The 24976-nt window shown below is 46.5% G+C and carries 24 protein-coding genes, 1 tRNA gene and 1 pseudogene; 22 read left to right on the top strand and 4 right to left on the bottom strand.

What is annotated here, in order from left to right; genetic code table 11:
* The first annotated feature begins 47 nt into the window (after positions 1-47).
* Positions 48-524, top strand: coding sequence for a WGxxGxxG-CTERM domain-containing protein (locus MHB56_RS06975; RefSeq protein WP_052097266.1), 477 nt, complete (start codon positions 48-50; stop codon positions 522-524).
* A gap of 159 nt (positions 525-683) precedes the next feature.
* Positions 684-769, top strand: a tRNA-Leu gene (locus MHB56_RS06970).
* A 502-nt stretch (positions 770-1271) separates the two neighbouring features.
* Here MHB56_RS06970 and MHB56_RS06965 read toward each other — a convergent pair.
* Positions 1272-1472, bottom strand: coding sequence for a hypothetical protein (locus MHB56_RS06965; protein ID WP_076302543.1), 201 nt, complete (start codon positions 1470-1472; stop codon positions 1272-1274).
* A 688-nt stretch (positions 1473-2160) separates the two neighbouring features.
* Here MHB56_RS06965 and MHB56_RS06960 point away from each other — a divergent pair.
* Entirely contained in the window at positions 2161-2445 is a 285-nt protein-coding gene (locus tag MHB56_RS06960) for a M15 family metallopeptidase (RefSeq protein ID WP_076302544.1), read from the top strand.
* A 340-nt stretch (positions 2446-2785) separates the two neighbouring features.
* Here MHB56_RS06960 and MHB56_RS06955 read toward each other — a convergent pair whose 3' ends face one another.
* Complete coding sequence (locus MHB56_RS06955) at positions 2786-3619, bottom strand: hypothetical protein (protein ID WP_076302545.1); 834 nt, start codon at positions 3617-3619, stop codon at positions 2786-2788.
* Positions 3620-4092: 473 nt separating this feature from the next.
* On the opposite strand from MHB56_RS06955, the pseudogene MHB56_RS29830 reads away from it, so the two are divergent.
* The 3 genes and pseudogenes from MHB56_RS29830 to MHB56_RS06945 all read left to right on the top strand — a co-directional run.
* A pseudogene (locus tag MHB56_RS29830) lies at positions 4093-4266 on the top strand (LexA family protein); the annotation flags it as partial.
* Complete coding sequence (locus MHB56_RS06950; protein WP_179089432.1) at positions 4247-4387, top strand: hypothetical protein; 141 nt, start codon at positions 4247-4249, stop codon at positions 4385-4387. The pseudogene MHB56_RS29830 and the gene MHB56_RS06950, both read left to right, overlap by 20 nt.
* Positions 4388-4941: 554 nt before the next feature.
* A complete protein-coding gene (locus MHB56_RS06945) occupies positions 4942-6534 on the top strand; it encodes a sensor domain-containing diguanylate cyclase (protein WP_341143427.1) in 1593 nt (530 codons plus the stop codon).
* Positions 6535-6732: 198 nt separating this feature from the next.
* Here MHB56_RS06945 and MHB56_RS06940 read toward each other — a convergent pair whose 3' ends face one another.
* Positions 6733-7758 (bottom strand): ketopantoate reductase family protein, encoded by a 1026-nt coding sequence (locus tag MHB56_RS06940; protein ID WP_076302547.1) that lies wholly within the window; start codon positions 7756-7758, stop codon positions 6733-6735.
* Positions 7759-7957: 199 nt separating this feature from the next.
* On the opposite strand from MHB56_RS06940, the gene MHB56_RS06935 reads away from it, so the two are divergent.
* The 5 genes from MHB56_RS06935 to MHB56_RS06915 all read left to right on the top strand — a co-directional run bounded on the left by MHB56_RS06935 (position 7958) and on the right by MHB56_RS06915 (position 10587).
* On the top strand, positions 7958-8476 hold the full coding sequence (locus MHB56_RS06935; RefSeq protein WP_076128868.1) for a TetR/AcrR family transcriptional regulator: 519 nt from the start codon (positions 7958-7960) through the stop codon (positions 8474-8476).
* A 183-nt stretch (positions 8477-8659) separates the two neighbouring features.
* Positions 8660-9346, top strand: coding sequence for a cyclase family protein (locus tag MHB56_RS06930; RefSeq protein ID WP_076310155.1), 687 nt, complete (start codon positions 8660-8662; stop codon positions 9344-9346).
* Between the two features lie 275 nt (positions 9347-9621).
* Positions 9622-9837, top strand: a complete 216-nt coding sequence (locus tag MHB56_RS06925) for a hypothetical protein (protein ID WP_076128872.1) — start codon at positions 9622-9624, stop codon at positions 9835-9837.
* A complete protein-coding gene (locus tag MHB56_RS06920) occupies positions 9831-10091 on the top strand; it encodes a hypothetical protein (protein ID WP_256717515.1) in 261 nt (86 codons plus the stop codon). The genes MHB56_RS06925 and MHB56_RS06920 overlap by 7 nt, the downstream gene beginning before the upstream one ends.
* 205 nt (positions 10092-10296) lie before the next feature.
* Positions 10297-10587: a helix-turn-helix domain-containing protein gene (locus MHB56_RS06915; protein WP_341143426.1), complete on the top strand. Its 291-nt coding sequence runs from the start codon at positions 10297-10299 to the stop codon at positions 10585-10587.
* A 141-nt stretch (positions 10588-10728) separates the two neighbouring features.
* On the opposite strand, the gene MHB56_RS06910 is transcribed toward MHB56_RS06915, so the two are convergent.
* Positions 10729-11016 carry a hypothetical protein gene (locus MHB56_RS06910; protein WP_036683320.1) on the bottom strand — a complete coding sequence of 96 codons (288 nt, stop codon included), beginning with the start codon at positions 11014-11016 and terminating at the stop codon, positions 10729-10731.
* Between the two features lie 200 nt (positions 11017-11216).
* On the opposite strand from MHB56_RS06910, the gene MHB56_RS06905 reads away from it, so the two are divergent.
* The 11 genes from MHB56_RS06905 (at position 11217) to MHB56_RS06855 (ending at position 24974) form a co-directional block, all read left to right on the top strand.
* Positions 11217-13022: a cache domain-containing sensor histidine kinase gene (locus tag MHB56_RS06905; protein ID WP_341143425.1), complete on the top strand. Its 1806-nt coding sequence runs from the start codon at positions 11217-11219 to the stop codon at positions 13020-13022.
* 3 nt (positions 13023-13025) lie between these two features.
* Positions 13026-14657, top strand: a complete 1632-nt coding sequence (locus tag MHB56_RS06900; protein WP_312149128.1) for a response regulator — start codon at positions 13026-13028, stop codon at positions 14655-14657.
* Between the two features lie 172 nt (positions 14658-14829).
* Positions 14830-16212 (top strand): ABC transporter substrate-binding protein, encoded by a 1383-nt coding sequence (locus MHB56_RS06895; protein ID WP_036683312.1) that lies wholly within the window; start codon positions 14830-14832, stop codon positions 16210-16212.
* Positions 16213-16316: 104 nt separating this feature from the next.
* Positions 16317-17219, top strand: coding sequence for a carbohydrate ABC transporter permease (locus MHB56_RS06890; RefSeq protein ID WP_036683309.1), 903 nt, complete (start codon positions 16317-16319; stop codon positions 17217-17219).
* 14 nt (positions 17220-17233) lie between these two features.
* On the top strand, positions 17234-18070 hold the full coding sequence (locus MHB56_RS06885; RefSeq protein WP_036683306.1) for a carbohydrate ABC transporter permease: 837 nt from the start codon (positions 17234-17236) through the stop codon (positions 18068-18070).
* 56 nt (positions 18071-18126) lie between these two features.
* Complete coding sequence (locus MHB56_RS06880) at positions 18127-19137, top strand: glycoside hydrolase family 130 protein (protein ID WP_143759935.1); 1011 nt, start codon at positions 18127-18129, stop codon at positions 19135-19137.
* Between the two features lie 381 nt (positions 19138-19518).
* Positions 19519-21477, top strand: coding sequence for a carbohydrate-binding protein (locus tag MHB56_RS06875; protein ID WP_341143424.1), 1959 nt, complete (start codon positions 19519-19521; stop codon positions 21475-21477).
* Between the two features lie 88 nt (positions 21478-21565).
* On the top strand, positions 21566-22024 hold the full coding sequence (locus tag MHB56_RS06870) for a hypothetical protein (protein ID WP_341143423.1): 459 nt from the start codon (positions 21566-21568) through the stop codon (positions 22022-22024).
* A gap of 352 nt (positions 22025-22376) precedes the next feature.
* A complete protein-coding gene (locus MHB56_RS06865) occupies positions 22377-24299 on the top strand; it encodes a BglG family transcription antiterminator (protein WP_341143422.1) in 1923 nt (640 codons plus the stop codon).
* Between the two features lie 29 nt (positions 24300-24328).
* A complete protein-coding gene (locus MHB56_RS06860; RefSeq protein ID WP_038572728.1) occupies positions 24329-24667 on the top strand; it encodes a PTS lactose/cellobiose transporter subunit IIA in 339 nt (112 codons plus the stop codon).
* A gap of 1 nt (position 24668) precedes the next feature.
* Positions 24669-24974, top strand: a complete 306-nt coding sequence (locus tag MHB56_RS06855) for a PTS sugar transporter subunit IIB (RefSeq protein ID WP_036683292.1) — start codon at positions 24669-24671, stop codon at positions 24972-24974.
* The last annotated feature ends 2 nt before the right edge of the window (positions 24975-24976 follow it).

Raw genomic sequence — 24976 nt, 5'->3', positions numbered from 1 at the left:
AGGGGAAATTATCAGTGATAACTAACCTTAAAGGGAGGCATAACACTGTGAACAAGCTGATAACAAGCCTTGCATGCGGTACTGTATTATCAATGAGTCTAATGGGAGCTAGCTATGCATCAAATGCCGTGGGATCAGCAGCATTGGGCGGTATCCCCGCCGCGAATACCGGGATGGATGGGACTGCGGAACACACTCGGATGATGAACACGGAAGGCAATTTAATGAACGGCACCACGGGAACAATGAATCAGCATGAGAGCATTATGAAAGATAAGATCCGCATCGATGATAATTACAGACCTAACAACTACAACACCAATAACTATAATGACACCAGGAACAACTACAGAACCAACAGCACTGTCAACCCGGCAACCAATACCACACAGACCGGCAAATACCGTGCAACTAGTACAACAACGAATGCTGCAACTAACAAAGGATCTAACTGGGGCTGGCTCGGTCTGCTTGGACTTTTGGGTCTTGCCGGAATGAGAAGCAGAAGTGACGAGCGTAGATAATCCGCGTTTATAATAACCCGTATCGGTTCTGGCTGAACGGGTTATTTTTATTGTGAATAATTTTTTTTCGAAAAAGGATTGCGCGTTATCGATATTCATGATATTATATTTCTTGTCGCGTTATATGTGAACAACGTATGAAGCTTCAACACATAATATGCCGGGGTGGCGGAACAGGCAGACGCACAGGACTTAAAATCCTGCGGTACGTGAGTACCGTACGGGTTCGACCCCCGTCCTCGGCATCACAGTGAAAACCTTGAGAAATCAAGGTTTTTTTGTTTTTTTTATTGGTTTCGGAAAAAATTCCAAAGCAAAGGATGATAATATTGGACAAATTAAAAGCACTTGATAAGAACTTTGTCCCTATAGTAGAACCCCAGGTAAAGCTTCCAATAGCGTTCTCTCTTTGTTTGTCAGAATAAACGCTGATTTACACATATCTAAGTTCTCCATCTTTTATTTGGGCAAGCATACGAGTTACAAATGAATTTGTATCAAGTCAGCAGAAATTCTCAAAAATAATAAAGGCGCTGATGAAACAGCAAAAGCAGTACTTGAACAGTATGAGGCAATTCTATTAAAGCATAAGTCCGATCTCACCGTTCTCCAGCAGCAGCTATCTGATGTCGATATGCGGATTGCGGAATTGGAGAAGTAAATGAGAAAGACACGATATCTCAGTATACAAGATTTTTCATGACACAAAGTCGGGCATTTATGTAAAAATATTTGATTCAAAGCAAATTAAAGATGCTCAAATAAAGGCTGACTATTAACTGCTTGTTTATTACACATGTTATTGTTCACCTTACGTATCACTCTTGGTGGCATCCTGAGATGAAGTTCTGTTGATGTCGCCGGATGTTTTAGGGAAATTCCTTGCCCATACCTTATCGACAGATCCATTAATGAGATCCATTGCTTTTCTTCCTCTTTCTTTGGCATAATAAAAACCTCTTCATTCCATTACCATAATTATACATTATTTCACTGTATCCTCCTTAAATGCCCTAGAGTTAACGGTGGTCATCAAATCCGCAGTGATTACGAAAAGAAGTGCTAGTTAATTCGGAAAAACAATAGAAAGGGGCGAATTATAATGACTAAATCACAAATCGCTACGTCAACAGTAGGTGCAGTACTTATTCCGACATATGATTATTAATATGGGGAGGCGGACGAAGTCGTAACCATCATGGTCGCGCTTTTATTATCATGGATTGGTTATCAGGTATTAGAGCAGGCAAGAAAGACAACACCCATGCTAGTAAATACGGAATTGATGGAGTCTCCCGAACATTTTTTATGTTACTGCTTCCGGCTGATGGATATCTTTTGAACATGGTGTTTGGACTGCCTGAGGTTTGGAGCGCTGTCCATCAGTAACCTATTTCATGTTTTACAAAGCATGAGTCCTAACTTAATTCGGACAGTGTGGGGAGATTCACTTCCATTAACTGTCTTGGATGTAGTGCTCAAGTAGGGAGGTAGTGAGTTGGATAAGAAAGTTAAACGCGCTACCAGCAGAAAGGGAGGCGATGATTAATGTCTCTGACACTGGATCGAGTAAAGAGTAAATCATCTACGAGATTTATTGGTTTCCATCCCGTTATTTTAGCTATCACAGTTTTAATTGAACGCTGTTACACTCGGACTGCCTATCCGTTTCACTCAACTATTTCGAACTATTGCTGAGCAAGTCGCTCTAAATGCACTAGGAAGCATTAAACTCAGCTTTAGTGTTATCAATGCAAAGGGTGGAACTAGTTATTATAACTTTGGACTAGCTATCGACCTTGCAGTGTTACTACCCGATGGGAAACAAGTATCTTGGGATATAAAACGTGACGGTGACGGTGGTAAAGTGGCTGATTGGACGGAGGTAGTTCAAGAGGCAAAATCTTTTGGCTTCAACTGAGGCGATGTTTTTTTTCTTAATAAGGATGCACAGCATTTTCAAATGACCTCTGGACTGACAACCTCACAACTACGTGCGGGTACTAAGCTGACTGAAACGGAAATGGCTAAAGATTTGACTAATATAGAGCGGTACAAGGAAGCGGCGAGTTTCTTATGACAGTATTGGTTTAATTTATGGTATCTTTATGGTACCAAGATGGATTACGACGGAATCGTAGAGGGATATACACCAGACTCAATTAAGATTGCTCGTGCCCATTTCGTGCGAGTGCGATTTGAATTTTGAGCAGTGATAAGAACACCCCGCCAACCTTTATTGGTCGGCGAGGTGTTTTTATTTATTCAATTGTGTATTCACTAACTTCAAATGTAAGTATCTTATCGTGTACAACATATTCTGTACGTTTGCTGAAAGGGCCTTTGTTGTTCTCGTGCTTATCTATTCCATAACGTGCAGATTCCGAAGCACTGTCGTACCAATTTAGGAATGTAGTAACTTCTGACATTGGTAGATCAAATTCTTTTTCTAACCCAGTGGTTAGAGTTACTGTCAAAATTGCTCTGTCACCTGTTGGAACTTCCGGAGTAGCAGATGGAGTTGGTACAGGCGTGAAAGTTGGTTCTGGAGCAGGAGTATAATTCATTTTTATTTCACCAATAGTAACAAAATAAGAGTATCCATTATTTTCTGATATATTTAATCTGTATTTTTTATACTCTTTTTCATTTTTAAACGCGAATACTTTGTCCACTGATGTAGTCCAACCAGTAATGTTGTTTTGGGTGTCAAGAACAACCCAGTTTTCCCCATCCCATGCTTCAAAAATCCAATTTTTAGGTGATTCTTTTGCTACATTCTCGTTTTTGCCACGAGCTGTTAGAGAGTAAGAGTTAACAATTTGTGGACTTTCAAATTCATAAGCTATCCATCCATTTGGCACACCTTCTTTAGAAGCCCACCCATAGTCGTTGTTGTTATTGTTAAATGCGTTGAATGCTTGATGGTCAATACCCCATTCGCTACTTGCACTTACCACTCCAGATGGAGAAGTATTAGATGTCATTACCGGAATTAAACTTGATACTGTTGTGGTATTTGCTTTAGTAATAGAAACAAAACTAAATAGCAGAAGTAAGGATAAAATGATAGGTACGTAAATTTTCTTTTTCATATGTATCTCCTTTAGTATGTTTATAGGAATCAAAGATACATAAATGCAACAAGAACAGTCTAAACAAAATTTCTTAAATATGTAATTAAAAGAGTATTATATTTATTAATTCATAATAATTACATTTGATAATGGGATTTCTGTTGATTAAGAACGCATGTTTGGTCATGATAAGAACATATGATCTTATTTTTTAGGGGGTTATCAACATGCAAATGCAGAATGGTCAAACCATTGAAATTGTTTACTTAGATAAGTTGGCAAGATTACTCAATGTAAAATTGAAATTAAAGGTATGAAGGACGGCAAGATTGGCGCAACTTGCTTAAACACTAGTGCCCCAAGAGTATTTCTAGCGGAAAGTATATTAGCTTGGCAGGCAAGTGATAAAGGAGCAATTACATGAAGCCATTAACGGATAAAGAAAAAGAAGTCCTTGAAGCGTTGATTAAGATGATCAAAGTCAATCACATCCACCTACTTTGCGGGAGCTTGCCAAGGAGGTAGGATTGTCATCTACAGCGGTAATACATGCGCACATGGAGCGCCTGGAGATTAAGGGGTACATACAGAGAGGTAAGAACATGCCACGAGCGTTGAAAGTTATTAAGGGAGTCGACGAAGACAATGAAACCACAACAGCGTAAAAAACTTGAAGGTAATGGTCTTTGGGAGGGAAGTCGGATGATAATGCCTGAACCTAAAAATAGGATTCTGGACGATTCGCTTAAAGAAGAGGTGCGATCAAAGCCTGATTTAAAACTATAAGTGGTACTTTCATTTTTATAATACAAGGTTTTGTTAAATAATCGCAGGGGACGAACTGGGGACAGACTCTAGGTCAACCAGTAGAAACCAGTCCAAATGAGAACAATATAAGAACGGGTTGAGTCCTTGATATGACTAGGTTATTGAGTTTAGTTCCATATCATATCAATAAAAACTCATGTCTTAAAATCCTGCGGTACGTGAGTACCGTACGGGTTCGACCCCCGTCCTCGGCATCACAGTGAAAACCTTGAGAAATCAAGGTTTTTTTTGTTTTTCTTGAGTAAAGCTTCCATCAAAAGCTAAGGTTCTGTATATCTGGGAATCACATTCAAACACACAGGACTCAGGGTAATAACACTCCTTTTCAGTGCTTGTCTAATCACAAGCTCTGGAGGGAGTTTTTTAATATGTAAGATTTCATCAACCGCCGTATATCAAACGGTACGCACAGTGGTATGAGAGATCCGAGCCCATTGATTACTGTCGAATAACATCTTAATTTGTTGTATTATTGATTAATCTAGTTTTCAAGAACCAAGGAGGGTTAAAGTTTGCTTACACTGAGAAGAGCCGACCCGGGTCAAAGTAAAAAGCTCAGTCTTACATCGCTGCTTACGGGCTTGGTTACGCTGGTGGTTCTACTAACCTCAAGCATCCTTCTGATTGGCTCTTACGAGTCTAAAAAACAATCATTGATGGAGACTACACTCCATCTGAATTACTACAACGCTGACCGAATGACCAAAACAATGGATTCCTTATTTCAGTCCATGCGCAGCAGTTTGGAATACAGTGCTGACACACTCTCCGATGACGAAACCTCAACGCCGAAGCAAGTGGATGATAATTTGGAACTGATGCGCAATAGTAGCAATTACTTCAATTCTATCGCCGTGCTCGATGCCGACGGGCTGATCCGCAATGTAGTACCGGCTAGTTTGGGGTCAGCAGGAAACCATATTACTTCTAAGGTCGGTTTGGAAGCTCTGGCGTTAAAAAAACCTTACATATCCTCCCCCTACATGACCCAAACCACAAAGAGACTAATCGTTTTTATGAGTCAGCCGATTTTTAGCAAGAATGGTACATATCGCGGTATTTTGAGCGGCACATTTTATCTGCAGGAGAACAATATTTTGTCTATGATTTTTGGCGACAATAACGTGGACGATTCTGGCTCCTATTATTATATTGTGGATTCAAGCGGGCATCTGTTGTACCACCCGGATAAGCAGCTCATTGGGGAGGATGTCAGCAATAACAAGGTTGTGCAGAAACTCATGAATGGGGAGAGTGGGGAACAGCAAGTGCGTAACACCCGTGACGTTGAAATGCTTGCCGGATACTCCAGCGTTCCAGCCAACGGATGGGGAATTGTGGTCGTTTCGCCGATTAGTGTCATCCATCATCAACTGATGGGGCACCTTCGGACCATTCTCTGGTATTCGTTGTTTCCGTTCATTATCCTCCTGATGGGCGTCATTCTCGTAGCACGCAAGCTGGCCCGGCCTTTTGTGTACCTGGCAAATCTGGTGAGCAGGATGGGCAAGGAAAGGATTGAATTGCCAGAAGCGAAGCCGCAATGGAGCCGAGAGGCAGATCTGCTGACCAAGGCTGTGTTGCTTGCCATGACGGATATTCAGAAGCAGACGGATCAACTGACCCAAGAGGCTACGACGGATGCTCTGACCGGTTTAATGAACCGGAGATCGTTAGAGTATACGATGAGTCAGTGGATTGACTCAGGACAACCGTTTTCGCTCATTGTACTGGATGTAGACAAATTCAAACTCGTGAACGACACTTACGGTCATCTCATCGGCGACGAAGTGCTGAAACTTGTAGCCAAAGTTATAGTTACCTCGGTTCGTCCAGACGATGTTTGCTACCGCTACGGCGGTGAAGAGTTCATCATCTTGCTAGCCCACACAAGACCTGAGGAAGCTTTCATCATAGCTGAAAGAGTCCGGCGGGCAATGGAACAAAGCAGGGGGCCAATCGAGACACAGGTTACAATCTCTCTAGGAATCGCCCATTATCCTTTTCATACATTGGAGCGGGAGGGGCTGCTGGAGAAGGCGGATCAGGCGTTATACTTGGCCAAGAGCAGGGGAAGAAACCAGACGATGGTCGCTGATGTTTGAAACAATGGCTACGCAGACCTGCCATATGTGGGCTGACCGAATGCTGCATATCAGCACGGGTGGCACGAAGTCAGCGGGCAGCAAAGGACGAAAGTGTAACCTTCCAAGCTGAACAAGGAAAATGTTATTCGCTATTATGAATGTTCGGAGCGGAAACAGTATTTCATCTTTGATGAAATACTGTTTTTTGTGCGGATGTTAATTATGTTCAACACGTTGCAATAATTCCTTTAAAGCCTTCATCTGCCGGCCTTGAAGTTCTCCCTCTACAATCGAATTCCGTATAGATTCTACATCCTGAGCCTTCACTTTACCCCCATGATGGAAACGATTGAATGCTTGATAATCTAGCGGCAGCATATCTTGTTCCATTTTGAGATGTATTTTTGCTGTCATGCGTGGCCCCATCACAAAACTCATAATCTTACCGATTAGACCATGCTTGGGCAGGGATGCTATTTCACCCTGAGCACGGCAAGCGAGCTGCCAAAGATCTTTATTTGCAATAACGGCTGAGAATTTAGGCCAACCTACGATATCACAAGCAGCGTATACAGGAAAACCTATACTAGAGTAAATATTGAACATCGCCGGACTTACTTGACCACAGCGTGAGACCCCAGAGTTATTGTACAGTGCGCTAAATTGTTTGGCAGCTGATTTATTATTGTTCTCGACCTGGAAACCGACCTTGTTCGCCGGATGTTTGTAACAGACAATGGCTTGGTTAATGAGTTTGGGGTCTGTTGGTGCATGCACAGGCAAATCAGCCTTGGATTGATGACTTAACGTACCCAGTATTCCTCTTAACAGCTGGTCTTCCGGAAGTCTCATGTACTGAATGTAATGTTCACGAATCCCGCTTCCAAACGCACTCATAATCACCGTAGTTTTAGAATTACGAACGACATCTCCCAATTTGGATAACGTAGCTACGCCTTCTGGTGAACGGCTCACATTTCCGTCCAATGTAATAATAATAAATTGATACTGCTGAGGTTCTATTTCTTCTATATCTTCTATGACATTAAAGTTGCTAAAATCTTTCAATGTAGCATCGTCATAGCAATATAGTTTCTGAGGAGGAGCGAAGTCTGCTTTTCGTCCTTTTCGTACAAGAAAGGTAACATCGGTGCCTGATAAGTGTAGATGGTAACCTACAGAGAAACCTACTGCTCCTGCACCTACTATAAGAATGTTTGTTTTATCTGAAGTGATTGTCATTGTTAGTTCATCTCCTTGTATTATATAAAAATAGATTTTGGCTTATTAATTCCTCATTAAGTGGACATGTGTTGATTTAATGTCGTGTTGTCAGTATAATCTATACGTCTGAACAATCACAATAATCAATACCTTTGTAAATGTTATGAAGTAAACAGATTACATCTATTATGTTGAAAGGATAGAACAGGAGGAGCATATGGTTGGAACCAAGAATAACAGAAGAACTAAATATACGATTAATCTCATTAAAGAGAGCTTCCTGGTTTTATTAGAAACTAAAAAGTTACCTCAAATAACGGTCACTGAAATATGTAACTACGCTGATATCAACCGTGGCACCTTTTATTTGCACTACAAAGATCCTTTTGAATTATTTGAAGTGATGCAGAATGAATTTAATAAAGAATTGGTGGAAGCATTACAAGAAGGAGGCAGTCCTTGCACATCTGAAGAATCCATGGTCAAACTGTTAAACATTATTCAAGATAAGAAAACCATGTATCAGCTTCTAATTTCAGAGAGTGGAAAAAGTGAATTTTTAACACGAGTTTTACTTGAACAAAATTGGAACGAACCCTTTCTAAGGGACTATTCTTTCACTTACAAGGTTTATGGATCTATTGGTGTCATTAATCAGTGGCTCGAGTCAAACGGGGGAGAAAGTCCGCAAACCATTGCCAATATAATTTATTCTTTGGGTCATCAGAACAAATAGTTTGAAAAATACACACTAAGAGTGGCATTTTAGGAAGCTATATAATAATTACTGCAATAATGTACTATTTATCAACAACTTTAAGCTGTAATATTATCGTTACATTATCGGACCAGCATAAATCCTGTACAAAAAATGAGTATACGTAGAGGGGAATTATGTGATCTATAGGAGCGTGTTACTATTTCAAAATTCGTCGAAATTGGTTACCCAATTTATGAAGGAATGCCTATTTTTCCAGGATTACCAGAAGTGAAATTAGATCCTAGAGAGCGCTTGATTAAAGGAGATGAATGGAACGGAAGTGTGTTAAGCATTTATCTTCATGCTGGTACCCATGTCGATGCACCATGGCATCATTTGAATAACGGTAAGGGGATAGATGCTGTTCCTATAGAAGACTTCATCTACAGAAGCCCACTATTAATTGACTGCCCGCTTGGCCCAAACGGCTTTATCACAATCGACATGCTTGAGGAATATGAAGAACTTAATGAAGCGGATATTCTAATCTTCAACACGAGCTATTGGAAACACAGAGATACGGATTTCGAAAAATACGCCAATAATTTTCCTGCTGTCTCTTCGGAAGCTGCCGAATACATCCGGACGAAGCTCCCAAACTGCAAAGCAGTAGCTATTGATACCTTGAGCATTGAAAATTTGGCAGAAGCAAAAAGAAACGGCTATTTTGTCCATCATGCCTTTTTAGATCATGAGAAATATAAAGAGCCGACAATGCTCATTTATGAAGATATTAACCCAGCTCCATTAGTTGGCAAAAAACTCATTTCTGCCTTCGCAGCACCACTTCGTATTAAAGACCATGATGCTTCTATCATTAATGTAATCGTTGAAATAGAAGATTAAAGGCTATTCAGTAATAATTGTTTCGCCTGTGATTATATCTGCAACATCATCTCGGACTGTTCCTATACCGTAGGGGTTCTATCCCCGTCTTATCATCCTTGACCAGAAGATCGCATGACTCTCATGAAATATTGAGGTCATGCGATTTTTTTATTTTAAAAATCAGAGCATTACAGATCGTCGCTGCCGAAGATATTTTGGAGTTGAATTCTGAATAAATTAATAGTTGACAAGGAACCTATCATACCGTTCCTAAAATCAGTGAGCAAGGGGATTTGAGACAAGGATTTGCCCAAATTGCCAGTGCGCCGTTGGAGGGAATCATCAATGCTGCTGATGTCGTCGCCTTCGTCCTGATTGTAGGGGGAGCTTTTAGAATTATTCTGCAGACGGGGGCGATTGACCGGGCACTGATGGCTTTAGCCGGAAGACTCAAAAGTGATTCCGATAGCCATGGTGATTTTCAGCGGTATTCCAAAATGATATTCTAAACCGCCAACACTTCATCAAGGAGAACGATGGGATAGAAGTAAGTTTCTCGAATCGGGATAAATTAATTATTGGCGGCTTCATCTTTACCTTGGGGCTTATTGTCTGGGGAATACTGAGCAAAGGCTGGTATATGACTGAGATCGGAGCGCTTTTCTTTGCACTTGGTATTTTTTCAGGGATTGTCACCCGGATGAGTCAAAAGGAAATTGCCGAGAATTTTGTTAAAGGTTGCGGAGAATTTATCTACGTGTGAGTTGTAATTCATCTTGTCAGCGTTTGTAACGATTTTTGGCACAAGTATCTTAGTCCTGATGGTCAAGAAACCCTTGATTTATCAGGGCTTTTTTAATGGTTTTCCTTGAGTATTATTAAAGATACTCTAAATGGCTAAAACTGATTTTAGGTTCAAAAGCTCGTGGATCAATTGTTGGCATAAATCGTAGTGTGGAGGCGGTTAAATGAACACTATTGGGGCAAATATTAAACAACTACGAAAAATACATAATCTTAAACAAACGGATTTTGCTAATAAAATCGGTGTTTCTCAAGGCAGCCTTAGTGATTTGGAATCTGGAAAAGGTAAGCCGGCAATAGAGACGGTTTTCTCAATTTGCTCTGAGTTCGGTTGTTCTTATGAATGGCTTTTAACCGGGAAGGAGCATTCAACTATTGGTGAATTAAGTGGTACAGTAGTGGAGTTATTGCAGACTGTTAAGGGGCTTAACCCTAGAGAACAGCTAGAACTGTGACAGATCGCAAAAATTAAGCGTGATTTACTGTAAAGATGATCAAGCGGAAATAAAAACGTAAAATTGAAATTTTGACGTAGTTTTACATCTTCACATCCAGATGTCGAAGCAGCAAATGGAAGCAGTATATTGTTACCAGACCTATACATGGAATACCACATGAAGCAGACCAGATTGCCCGCCGCCATAATAAGTGAACACTGCGTTGCCGCCAGTATTCAGTTGGGGCAGGACTTCGCTCAACGTTCCCCCCATCTCTGTTTCATGCTTCATAGAATCGCCCTTGAAACCGTCAGTTTGGCTAATTGTATTATTTTTTACGTATGAGGCAACAAAATCAGTGAGCTCTGCTACTGTTGGATCGTTCAACATTTGCCGCAGAAAGGCATCAAACGGAATGGACTGACCGTCACAAGCATAATTACTCAATCGCGCAGCTTCCCGTCAACTTGAGCCATGATTAGTGACTCCGCACCATGTTATGCGGAGGGCCCCCTGCCTATTGATAATAAGGGACGGAATCCGCTAAATAATCATGCCCTGTCTTGACACCGGACTGGAGCAGCCATATGGTACAAGTGACAAGAACATACAAACATAGGGAGATACATGCTCAAGAAGGGGGAACTATGAATACATTCACAGCCTATGGCCGTAAGATCCGGCAGCAGATCGCCGGCAGGTATTACCGGATATCCATCAAACAGAGGATTCTGTTCTCGTTCATCGTGCTGATTACGCTGTCCATCGGTGCAATGGGCAGCTTCTCGTATTGGATTGCCGCGCAGGAGATCGAGGATAATGCCTACGCCGGCAGCCGGGAGACCGTAAGCAAGACGGCACAGCTGCTGGATTCCCGCCTGAATGATGTGGCGCTGTCTGTGCAGTCCCTGATGCTGAGCGATGCGTACCGCAAGATGATGCTCGATGTGTTCAGCCATGATGTGTCGAATTACTATGTCCATCTGTCGGATCTGCAATATGTGCTCTCCCAGGTAACGTTCAATCAGCCGATCATCGAAAACGTGCTGATCGTTACCCCGATTGGCGATTTCTATTCCACTACGCAGATCCGGGCGCAGGACAACTCGTTCTACGGCTCGGAATTATATGATCTGAGCAAGGAGCGGCCGGGCGGCTACTGGGCCAAAGGACATTATGACCGGTTGTTCACGGGCAGCCAGCGGGTGGTCTCCTTCGTAGTCCGGGGGATTTATGAATACCCTTACACGCCGATCAGCAATGTATTTATTGTGGTCAATATCAGGGAGAGCCGGATAGATGAGCTGCTGAATACAGGCGGAGAACAAGCAGGGAGAAATTATTATCTGGTGAGCGGGGAAGGAGAGGCGGTGGTGGAGTCCCGCTGGCCGTTCCGGGGCAGGTTCCCCTGGAAGCCGGTGCTTGCCGAAGCCGGGAAAGCGGCCGATCCGCAGGACCACTACAGCTATGGCGGCAAGAAGTATCTGGTTAATTATACAAGCTCAGCGGTATCACCCGACTGGATCATCTCCGGCATGCAGTCGCGGGACCAGCTGCTGGGCAAGCTGCAGCGGGTGCAGCGCATTACCCTCTATGTCATCGTTGTTTTCCTGCTGGCCACCTGGCTGATCTCCAACCAGCTGACATCTGTGCTGCTGAAGCCCCTGTTCAAGCTGCGGCGGCTGATGCGCAGAGTCGAAGAGAACCAGCTCAGCGTGGTGTATGAGAGCCGTTATGAGGACGAGGTTGCCCAGGTGGGCTTTCAGTTCAACCGGATGATGTCAGAGATTAAGACGCTGATCGCGGATGTGAAGACCAAGGAGGAGGACAAGCGGCATGCAGAGATCCGCGCGCTTACGGCCCAGATGGAGCCGCACTTTCTGTACAATACACTCAATACCATCTATTGCAAATCGGTCATGGGGGAGAATGACGATGTAAATGAGATGATCCTGTCGTTGTCGCAGATGTTCCAGATCGGGCTCAGCGGCGGCAAGGATCTGATTACCCTTGCGGATGAGCTGTCCCACGTGCGGCAGTATTTCGCTATTCAGCAGAAATGCTATGAAGGTCTGTTCGAATACACGGTGACGGTAGAGGATGAGGCACTGCTTACCTGTCTGATGCCCAAGATTATCCTGCAGCCGGTGGTGGAGAACAGCATCCAGCATGGATTCAGCGACCGGACTATAGGAGGCAGGATAGACATCACGGTCAGCCGGGAGCAGGGGCTGCTGCATATTTGCATTACCGACAATGGACGGGGACTTGATGCTGTACGGGTCAAGCAGGGGATGCTCAGGGCTCCGCAGTCGAGGAAAGGTTATGCCCTGTTCAACATCAGGCACCGGCTGGCGCTGTATTACGGGGACGAAGCCCGTATGGATGTGGGCGGCGAACCAAGTAAGGGATCACGGACGGATCTGTGGATTCCCTCAGAAGAGGAGAGATGAAGGATGGACCGGAAGCTGGAGCTGGAAAAGTTCAAATTATGTGTAATCGACGATATTAAAAGTGTGGTGGAGATGGTCTCGAGCAAGCCGCCATGGCAGGAGCACGGTATTGAGGTAGTCGGTACAGCGCTGGACGGTGAAGCGGGGCTGCAGATTATCCGCGAGAGCCGGCCGGACATTGTGCTGACTGATATCCGGATGCCAAGAATGGACGGTCTGCAGATGACCCGGGCGATTCTGGAGGAACTGCCGGACTGCAAGATTATTATCCTCAGCGCCTACTCGGAGTTCTCTTATGCCCAGGAAGCCATCCGACTAGGGGCGCTTGATTTCGTCAAGAAGCCCTTTTCCCTGAACGAGATTGTGCAGGCTGTGCTGAAGGCCAGGGAGTTGTGCCGGGAGGAGCGTCAGGAGACCACCAGACTTGCTGTGATGGAGGCCAAAATTAGAGAAAGTCTACCTATTCTCCGCCAGGAATATCTCATCTTCCTGCTGCACCACCAGACGACAGAATCGGATGCACGTTCTCGTTGGGCCTATCTCGATATCCCTCTGGACCAGCATGATTTCTTCGTATTTGTCGCCGAAATCGATCATTTCACGGAGAAGCTGAGCGGCCAGCCTGTGCAGGAGGTCGAGCTGCTGCGGTTCAGCCTGCATAATATTCTCGAAGAGACGATTTCCGCCTGGACCCGCGGCGTCATTATCCGGGAGGCGACAGACCGGTACGTCTGCATCATGAACGGCTCGGACCCGGATACGGCGGCGCTGGTTACGGAGACCTGCTGCACGAATGTAAGCCGATTCTCCAGGCATACGCTTTCCATTGGCGTGGGGCTGGGCGTAGCGGCGATCCAGGAGCTGGGTGTAGCGTACAGGCAGGCGATTAGCGCGCTGGGTTATCATTTCTACACCGGAGGAAACGGGGTCTACATTTACAGCAATATTGAGAATAAACCGCTCGCACTTCACAGCTACTCCGCCGCCGTTGAGCAGGAGTTACTGTTCGCCCTGCGTTCCGGCAATTCTGCCAAAAGCCTGCAGATGCTCGATCAACTATTCGCGGAGCTGCTGGACAGCGGGCTTTTGCCTGAGCCGCGTTATGTGGAAAGCGTCGGCTATGAGCTGGGCTACAGGATCTGCCGGGTCCTGCTGGAGCAGTTCCCCTACGGGCAGGTGGAGCCGCTGGAGCACAGGATTGCCGTCTTGAAGAACCGGGTGCATCCTTCCCTGCAGGATATCCGGGACCTGCTGTCCGGGCTGTGCCGGGAGGCCTGTGCGCTGGTTACGGAGGCCCGTTCCCTGGAGTCCACGCGGATTATCCGCCAGGCCGCCGCTTATATCGATAGCCATCTGGATACGGGGCTGTCGCTGGAGCAGGTGGCGAAGCAGATTAACCTCAGCCAGGGGTATTTCTCCAACCTGTTCAAGAAGGTGCAGGGGATTTCGTTTCAGCAGTATGTGATGCACGAGAAGATGGAGAAGGCTAAGGCGATGCTGATCAGCGGCCGGCAGGTTCAGGAGATCGCCCAGGATCTCGGGTATGAGCACAGGCGCTATTTCAGCGAGGTGTTCAAGAAATATACCGGAATGACCCCGTCCGAGTTCAAACTGCATTATCTTGGAAAAGAATAAAAATGCGCAGGGGAGGCATGTCCGCAGGGCGGAGGTGGCCTCCCTTCACTGTATAAAGCTCCTGCAGAAATCTGCCCTTAAAGTGGGCTTACCCGCCTTATCCGGATGCGCCAATCCGTCTATAATCAGGTTGTAAGCGAATACAACAGGGATATATAAGGGGGAACTACCAATGATGAAGCGTATGCTAATAACATCTCTGAGCCTGGTCCTGGCACTTGGCCTGACAGCCTGCGGCAACGGTAACGGTGGCAATGCTGCAGAAGGTAAGGGAGACGGGAAGACAGGCGGCTCGGGGGACAAGACCAAAATCAGCTACTGGACCGGCGACCGTCATGATGCGGATTTCGTGAAGGACAAGGTAGCCGAGTTCAACGCAACCAATACTGACGGGATTGAGGTGGAGCTGGTCGTCAAGGGCGACGACTTCGATACCGCACTCGATCTGTCCTTCCAGACCTCCGATGCGCCGGATGTAATCCGGGTGAAGGAGAATACCATCCAGACCTTCTACAAAAAAGGCTTTCTCGCTCCCATTGACGAGTTCCTCACCGATGAGCTGAAGACGAAATTCCCGGTCATGCCGGATCTGAATGAATTTGACGGCAAGCGTTACAGTCTGCCGAATTATGGAACAACCATGCGTCTAGTATACAACAAGGATCTGTTCGCCAAAGCAGGCGTTGAGCATCCGCCAGCTACCCTGCAGGAGCTGGTGGATACCGCCAAAAAATTGACGGAAGCCGGTAAAGCGGACGGCGCTTACGGCTTCGCCCAGAACTTCAAAAGCCCCGGAAGCGCGTTTGCGCGTTCGGCGCGGGTGATTGCGGAGATGAGCGGCTACGGCGGTTTCGGGTATGATTTCAAGACGGCCCGCTACGATTTCAGCGGCTTCGAGTCGATCATCAATGCCTTTAAGCAGATCCGGGACAACGGCAGCATGCTGCCGGGTGTGGAATCGCTGGATATTGATCCGCTGCGGGCGCAGTTTGCAGAGGGCAAAATCGGAATGTATATGTCCTACTCCTCGGAGCCGGGCGTCTACAAGAATCAGTTCCCGGCCAAGATTGACTGGGCAGCCGCTCCGGTTCCGACCATCGACGGCACCGTGAAGGGGGCTTCGGGCTTCCTCGGGGGCCAGTGGCTGGCGCTGAGCTCGAAGTCGGAGCACAAAGGAGCAGCCTGGAAGTTCATGGAGTTCATGTACGGCGATCAGGTGCTGACGGATTATCAGGAAAAAGGCTTTGGCATCTCCATGGTTCCATCCGTCAGCGCAGTAGCCAAGACACCGGATGTGAACGGCATTGAAGGCTTCCTGCCGAACAAGCACGATGGAGTGTGGCCGGTCTATCCGTCTGTAGCACCGGAAGGGATGAAATCGGATGACGCCTTCTTCAAGTATATGCTGAACGGCGGCGATCTGAAGGCAATTATCGCCGATCTGAACAAACGCTATAACACTGCACTGGACAGCGTGATTGCGAATGATGGCGTGAAGGCCGAGCCGGATGCCGGCTTTGACCCCGCCGCATTGGGCGGCAAGTTCGCCAAGTAGATGGAAGGTCAGGGATAGAGATATAGGCCAAAGCAGAGGGATAAGGAAGCAGCTTTCCCATCCCTCTGCTCTGGCCGCAAGGGAGAGGAGCCGGAAGAAACCAGATGAACAAAACAAAACAAGCCTTATTTTCATACAGCTTTATCTTTCCAAGTGCCTTGCTCACGTTGGTCCTCGGGATTTATCCGATTGCCTGGGCGTTCCGCTATATGTTCTATGATTACAAAGGGTTCGGAACGGCCCGGTTTACCGGGCTGGCCAATTTCAGCCGCATCCTGAAGGATACCCAGTTCTGGGATTCGGTGGTGAACACGTTTGTCTATGCAGGCGGCAAGCTGCTGATCACTATTCCGCTGGCTCTGCTGCTGGCCTCCATATTGAATCGGGGGCTGCGGGGCAGACAGCTGCTGCGGGGGATTTTCTTCATGCCGACCGTCATCAGTACCGCCGTAATGGCCGTAGTCTTCTTCACGATCTTTAACTCGTATAACGGGATTCTCAACCAGTTCCTGATCCGTTCGGGCCTTTCCGATTCCGGTGTGGACTGGCTGGGGCCGAAATATGCCATGCTCACCGTCATTTTGGTTGCGGCTTGGGGGGCGGTCGGCAATTACATGCTGCTCTTCCTCGCCGGTCTGCAGAATATCCCGGAGGATGTTTATGAAGCCTCTTCCCTGGACGGAGCAGGCAGACTCCAGCAGTTCCGCTATGTCACCCTGCCGATGCTCGGGCCTGTCATGCAGATGGTCATTATGCTGGCGATCATTACAGCTTTGAAGGGATACGAGAGCATTATGGTGCTGACCGAAGGCGGTCCTGTAGGCAAGACAGAGGTGATGTTCCTGTATTTGTACAAATTATTTTTCCCTGTCGGCGGAGGCAGCGCGGCGGTCCAGGTCCAAGAGTTCGGATACGGCAGTGCGGTCGCCTTCGTGTCTGCGGTCATCGTCGGGATCATATCGCTCATTTATTTCTACGCATCCAGACGTATGAATCAGACCGATTGAGGAGAGAGGCTATTATGAGAATAAGAACCATACTGGGCAATATCATCCTGTGGATTTTTTTGCTGGCATTTGCTTTTATCACCCTGATTCCGGTTGTTATCACCATTCTCGGCTCCTTCAAGACAAATGCCGAACTGACTGCGGGAGCCACCTTCCTGCCGGATAGCTGGCATTTCTCGAACTATGCCGAAGCCTGGGCACAGGCGAATTTCTCCAGATATACGCTGAACAGCCTGATTGTCTCTCTGGCGGCGGTGGTTGGCACGCTGCTGGTATCATCCATGGCGGCTTATGTGGTGGACCGGATGGATTTTGCAGGCAAGAAACTGTATATCGGCCTGCAATCCTTCACTATGTTCGTGGCAGTAGGGGCGGTCGTGCTGCGTCCGCAGTTTGATCTGATGGTCAAGCTTCATCTGCACAGCAGCCTGTGGGGGGTCATATTGATTCTGATCTCCGCCCATGCTTCGATCTTCTTCATTCTGTCCAGCTTCATGAAGGGGATTCCCCGTGAGCTGGATGAGGCGGCGCTGATGGACGGCAGCTCCCCCGGCCGCACCTTCTGGCGGATTATTCTGCCGCTGCTCGGACCCGGACTCGGCGTAGGTGCGCTGTTCACCTTCCGCGGCGCGTGGAATGAATATCTGCTGCCACTCGTGTTCACGATGACGAAGCCGGAGCTGCAGACGCTGACTGTCGGGCTGGCGAACCTGAAATACGGGATTTCGGCCGCTTCCCAGACCCACTATATGATGGCAGGCGCCTGCTTGTCCATTCTGCCGATTCTCGTAGCCTATCTGTTCGCCAACAAATCCTTCATGCAGATGACAGCCGGTTCCCTCAAAGGGTAGCGGTCCGGCCCTGCGCAACCCATATTCCATATTTGACATTCAAGGAGGTACACCCCATGACTCAACACGCTCCGGCAATTCTGCAATCTGCCCCGTTCATCCGGCGGTATCCGGGCAATCCTGTGCTGGATGCAACGAAGGTTCCTTACCCCACCGCACTGGTATTCAATGCCGGTGTAACGAAATTTAACGGCAAGTATGTGATGATCTTCCGTAATGATTACGGCTCACTGGTAGATCAGACGCTTGAGCCGCACCACACCACGGATCTCGGCATTGCTTACAGTGACGACGGGCTGAGCTGGACCGCCGGCCCGAAGCCAGTGTTCAAAATTCATGACGAGGAAATTATCCGCGCCTACGACCCGCGCCTGACCGTAATCGGCGGCCGTTGTTATATGTGTTTTGCCGTGGATACGCACCATGGCATCCGCGGCGGAATTGCCGTTACCGATGATCTGGAGCACTTCGAGGTGCTCAGCCTGTCTACACCGGACCTGCGCAATATGGTACTGTTTCCCGAGTTGATCGGCGGCAAGTATGTCCGGCTGGAGCGTCCCTTCACGGTATACAGCCGCGGCGGCCGGGACCGCTTCGATGCCTGGATCTCCGAGTCGCCGGACCTGAAGCATTGGGGCAACTCCAGCCTACTGCTCGCCGTCGAGCAGGTGCCGTTTGCCAATGACAAGGTTGGCCCGGCCGCACCTCCGGTCCGGACGGATAAGGGCTGGCTGACCACCTTCCATGCGGTGGATGTGGACCCGGCCAGAGGCAAGCAAGGTTGGGAGGACACCTGGAAGAAGCGCTATACCGCCGGAATTATGCTGCTGGATCTGGAGGACCCCCGCAAGGTGATCGGCATGAGCAGGCAGCCACTGCTGGCACCGGAGACAGACTATGAGATTGGCGGGGGCTTCCGCAATCATGTGATTTTTCCGGGAGGGATGATTCTGGAGGATGACGGCGAGGTCAAGATCTATTACGGCTCTGCAGATACGGTGGAATGTCTGGCAACGGCCCATGTGGACGATATGCTCCGGCTCTGTCTGGAGCCGGAGCATAGATAAGATTGGAAGCAGGCTGAGGGCGGAAATGCGGAGTAACAGTAGGGCCATATGCCATGATTGGAGCGGCTTGCGCGGAGATTGTGCATGAAGTGCAACAATGCTAAATCAATAGCAGCGACCGTGGGGAGATTGTGCATAAAATGCAACAATACAGCTCAGTAGTAGCGACCAACGCAGAAATTCTGCAAAAGGTGAACAAAACCGGGGCCGTATTTTAAAAGGAAACTTTGCTGATGCAGAAAAGGTTAGTATTACTCTGCCACTTCCGAAGCTGAACAGGAATATATCGACTTTATGAAAAGAGTAATAGAGCATCACTGGTGAAATCATTATTCACTGATGACAGAGTATTTTCTGAAGATATGAAAGAGGTGTTTATTTATGCTAAAAAGGTTAAAACTATTAAGTTTAATTGTTTGTATGCTCGCCAGTCTTTTAGCTGTCGTTCCTTTGACAGCAAGAGCGGCGGGCACAATTGTAAGCTATCCATTACCGTCGATCTATACCACGACCAGTCAATACACGGTAACAGCAGACTCTACAAATATACCGGTAATCGACACTTCGGCGGTATTTGTAAACTATAATTATTGTAATTTCTCTTTTTCAGGTACTACTACAATCACAATAACAGCAAGCGAGACAATCAATACCTATAATATTTCTCCCAAAGCTTTGGGAATCACTGCAACAAAGAGCGGAAATACACTTACATTTACACTTTCATCACCAACATATCTTATAGTTAAAATCAATAACCTGAAAGATCTGGTTATTGCGGCAGATGCTCTTGAAACCAATGTTCCGGCTTCATCCGGTACAGGTATATACAATGTTAAAACCGGGTACGGTGCCGACAGTACCGGTGCCGCTATGGCTACAACTGCAATACAAAACGCCATAAATGCGGCTAACGCAGCAGGTGGCGGTATAGTATACGTTCCAGCCGGTGTTTATAAGTGCGGAAACCTTGTTTTAAAAAGCAATGTTTCGGTTTATCTGGAGGGTGGTTCTGTTATAAGGGGTTCAGGAAATCCAAGCGATTACACTACCCATTTTCATAAGAATTCTCTGGGTAAGGATGGAACATGGTTTATTTATACTGAAACAAATGCAAACAATATTAAGATATACGGCAGGGGGACTATTGACGGCAATGGCCATTATATGAGAAATAGAAACAATTATTTGAACAATATTCTTGTACCCTTGCAGTGCAGCAACTTCACGGTTGACGGCATAACAATAAGAGACAGCGGTGGCTGGGCTACAATAGTTACAAGATCTAATAACGTAACATTCCAGAATACAAAGCACTTCAACAACAATGAACTTGATTATGAAAATGATGCAATCGACATTCAAGAGAGCCAGAATGTACTCATAAAGCACACTGTAGCAGTATCGGAGGATGACACATACTCATTTAAGACATGGGATGTAGAAACTACGGATATAGCTGCAAACTGGCCTGGAAGTCCTGAAAGCCAGTCAAATGTAGTTGTGGATGATGCTTTGGCTTGGAGCAGATGTGGAGCATTTAAGGTTGGAGATGGAGTGAAACAGCTTCAGGATGGCATAGTTGTTAAAAACTCTTATGTATACCGGTGCTGGCGTGCTTTAGCAGTAGGTCATCTTTATGGAACTCCAGCAGCACAAAACATCATATTTGACAATATAGATGTAGAAGGCTTCTGGCCAAGATCCGGTGTTCACTCCAGATGGTTTGATCTTTCTGCGAAAACCGGTCCGATAAAAAATGTGGTCTATAATAATATAAATTTACGCGCTTTAGGTGAAGTTTCAATAATGAAGGGTTGGAGTGACACATCTACTGTCTCCGGAGTTACATTAAACAATGTTCGCGTCGGTGGAGTTGCGGCAACTACATTGGCAGAATTGAAAATAACAGATACTAACAGCTATGCTGCAGCTCCAAAATTCAACACATTGAAATTTGAAGCGGAAGGCTATAACCTTAGTTCAGGTGTTATTTCCTATGAGGCAAGCACTGATGGTGGGCTGGATGTTGGTGGAGGGAGTAATGGCGACTATATAGCATTTAAAAATGTAGATTTTGGTAGTACAGCTAAAACAAGTATTGATTTGAAGGTTGCATCCGCTAATTCCGGCGGAAGAATAGAATTCCACTTGGACAGTCCTACGGGCACTATGCTGGGTTATTGGACAGCAGAAAGCACAGGCGGATGGCAGACATGGTCAGTCAAGAATATCCCGCTTAATGCCGGGACCGCTGTAGGGACCCATACCGTATATGTAACTTTTGTTAAGTCAGATTCAACCACAGTTGCAAATTTAACCTGGTTCCAGTTCAAATAGAATGGAAACGGTTTGAGTTAATTGCAATAAGATGGATCTAGCTATTGTTGTGGCAGAATCGCCGAATTGAGGCCTTTTTAATGCCAAGATGAAATATAACTCACACTACGCTGCTGTGATCATCGGTTTGGCCCGGGGGATCCTCGTCGTTGCAGAGAACGGGATGATTATCGATACCATTTTGAATGGCCTGGCTACTATGCTTAAGGGTTTGCCGAATTACTTGTTCACCACCATCATGCTGGTCGTGCATAATATTATTACGTTCTTGGTTCCTTCTTCATCCGGAGAGGCGGCCTTGACGATGCCTGTGCTTGCACCATTAGGCGATCTTGTGGGTGTTAACCGCGAAGCGGTAGTAACCGCATACCAATTTGGAAATGGATTAACGAATCTCATTTCGCCAACAGGTGGTGTGCTGCTGGCAGGTTTGGCCATCGCCCGGATCAATTTTGGACAATGGTTACAGGTAATACTCAAGCTGTTTCCGATTCTTTGGCTGGTGGCGGCAATCTTTGCTGCAGTTTCCTCAGCTGTGGGCATGTAGTGGATAACATATTGCAAAGCCATGCGGGATTTCCCGCAGAAGATAATCAAAATCCCAAGGTCATACTGACCTTGGGATTTTTGATTAGTAAAAGATACTTCTGGTTCCAACCTACATATTGATCCTATTCCCCTCACATCACACTCTCCTCGTTGTTGTATATTTCCTCCTGATTTGTGGCCACAAATAATGTATGCTAAGAATTTAATCCGTTATTTACCTATCCGTCAGTTTCTGCCGTTCCAAACAGCAGAATACAAACTGTTCAGAAGATAACGCTTCCACGTATGATGTATTCATAACCAGCTGAGTGCTTCATCCGATACTAGTATCACAAATGAGGGAATTTAAGGTGAGAGAATATACGATTGTTAATATTTTATATACCCGCAAGAGTCCTGTGCGCATGAGTGAGCTGATTGCCGAAGTGGGGTTGTCCGAACGGACTCTCCGTGACGTGATCCGTGCACTCGACAAAACAGGAGAGGCGAATGGTTTCGGTATCCGTATGATCCGCGGCCAGGGTTATCTACTGGAGATTGGCGATGAAGCCAAATTCAGTAGCTACCAGGAAAAAGGAATGCTGCAGCTGGATCAGGTGGATCTCGATAATAAGCAATCACGCCAGCAGTATTTAATATTCTATCTCTTGCAGAACGATAACTATCAGTCTATGGATAACATGGCGGAAGAAATCGGCGTTAGCCGTTCTACTATTATTTCCGATCTGAAGGAAGTAGAGCAGCGACTTGCCGCTTTCCGGCTTAGCTTGAAACGTCGGGCTCATTATGGCATGAAAATCGAGGGGGAAGAGCAAGACTTCCGTAAAGCCTTTTCTTACTTTATCTTGCAATCGGGTCATACGCTGCAGCATACGGAGGATTTTCATGCTTTTAGTCAGGACTTTGATGCTGAGCAGCTTAAGGGATTTCTACTGCAAATCCTCAAGGAAAAAGAACTGAAGATCTCGGATGTGTTTCTGGATAATATCTTGACCCATCTGTTCATTCTTCTTTACCGGGTTTCCAAGCACAATTTCATTGTGGCTGGACAAGCCTTGCAGGGAACACCTGAGCCGCTGTATCAGGATATTGCCGGGAGTATTGCAGATTTCATCTCCTCTCAATACCAGATTAAGCTTCCGGCGGATGAGATTGATTATTTGGCGCTGCACATTTCTGGCAAGACCATTATGGAGCGGATGTCGGAAGAGACCAAATCGCATCTGCGGGAGGGAATCACGGCTATTCTGGAGCGCTTGGACCGCGAGTTCCTTACTGGATTCACTCAAGATCAAGAGCTGCGCGAAGCACTGCTATTGCATATGTTCCCGCTGCTGAACCGGTTGTATTACAATCTTCAGCTCGGCAACCCATTGGTGGAGGATGTTTACAGCCAGTATGCCAATGTGTTCGTCATTTCCTTCCGCTTCGCTGAGATTGTAGAGGAGCAGTACGGGTTTCGGATGTCGCGCGATGAGGCAGGGTATGTCGCGTTGCATTTTGCCACCCATCTGGAACGGATGCAGCAGCGCAATCTGGAGAAGTTCAAGCGGATTGCCGTGATCTGCTCGACGGGAGGGGGCAGTGCCCAGTTAATCCGGCTGAAGCTGGAAGCGGTATTCCCCAAAGCGTCGGTGATCACAGCCTCCATCACGGAGGTGGAGGAGATCAGCAGCAAGCCTGTGGATCTGATTCTCTCTACTGTACCGCTGGCAACAGAGATTAAGGAAAAACCGGTGATCCATATCAAACAGCTGCTGGATGATCAAGAGATTCAGCGGATCAAAGAAATATTGTCTTTGCAGATTAATCGCACAGAACCATCCTACAAGCTGATGGATTTCAAGGATTTGTTCCGCAGGGAGCTGTTTCATCTGTCTGGTTCGGACGAAGATTACATGGAGCTGTTAAAGCAGCGCTGCCGGGAGATCGTGGGCAATCATTATGCAGCTGACGATTTTCCCGAACAAGTGCTGCTCAGAGAGCAGAAATTCACCACCATTTACAAAAATGGGGTGGCCGGCCCGCATCCGATGCGGATGAGCGCGATCCGCGACTGTATCAGTGTAACCGTGTTGAAGAAACCGCTGATCTATGAGGGTAAGCCGGTCCAGTTGATTTTTCTGATCAATCTGGGTCCGGGGCAGTTATTCCTGCACAAAGAGATCAGCAAGCTGCTACTGGTTCTAATGGAGAAGGAAGACAGCCGTAACCGGCTGCTAAACACGAATAGTTATGAGCAATTTATGAATGAGATAGAGAACCTACTATAAATAAAATGACGATACGGAGTGGAGAACCCATGGATTATGAACAAACGATTATGCAGATTATTGCCAGCAGCGGAGAGGCAAGAAGCCTTAGCCTAAAAGCGGTAAGAACCGCGCGCGCCGGAAACCTGGAAGAAGCGGGCGAGATGATTAAGAACGCCAAGACCAGCTTGACCAAAGCACATAAAGTACAAACGGGGCTGATCCAGGCTGAAGGCCGGGGCGAAAAGACAGAAATTACGCTGCTGATGATTCACGCGCAGGATCATTTGATGAATGCCCTGACGGTTAGAGAACTGGCTGTGGAACTGATCGAAGAAATCAAAGAACGCAAAGCGCTCGAACTAGAATTGAAAGGATCGGTGAACTAAGATGAAAAAAATATTGCTCGCCTGTGCAGGCGGATTCTCGACAAGTATGCTGGTGGAACGGATGAAAGAATCGGCACGGACACAAGGGGTTGAAGTGGTTATTGATGCGGTGGCGGAGAGTGACATCGCCGATCAAAAGCCTTTTGACATCATTATGCTTGGACCACAAATGGGACATGCCGAAGGCGATCTGGCCGCAGAATATCCGAACATTCCAGTAACTACGATCGATATGATGGACTATGGCATGATGGATGGGGACAAGGTGCTGGCTACAGCACTTGAACTGATGGAGAAGGGGGCTTAAGT

It is taken from the genome of Paenibacillus sp. FSL H8-0315 (assembly GCF_038005365.1).
GTDB lineage: Bacteria > Bacillota > Bacilli > Paenibacillales > Paenibacillaceae > Paenibacillus_AQ > Paenibacillus_AQ odorifer.
Note: the sequence above shows the minus strand (reverse complement) of the source record. Positions and strands in the feature narration are given on the sequence as shown.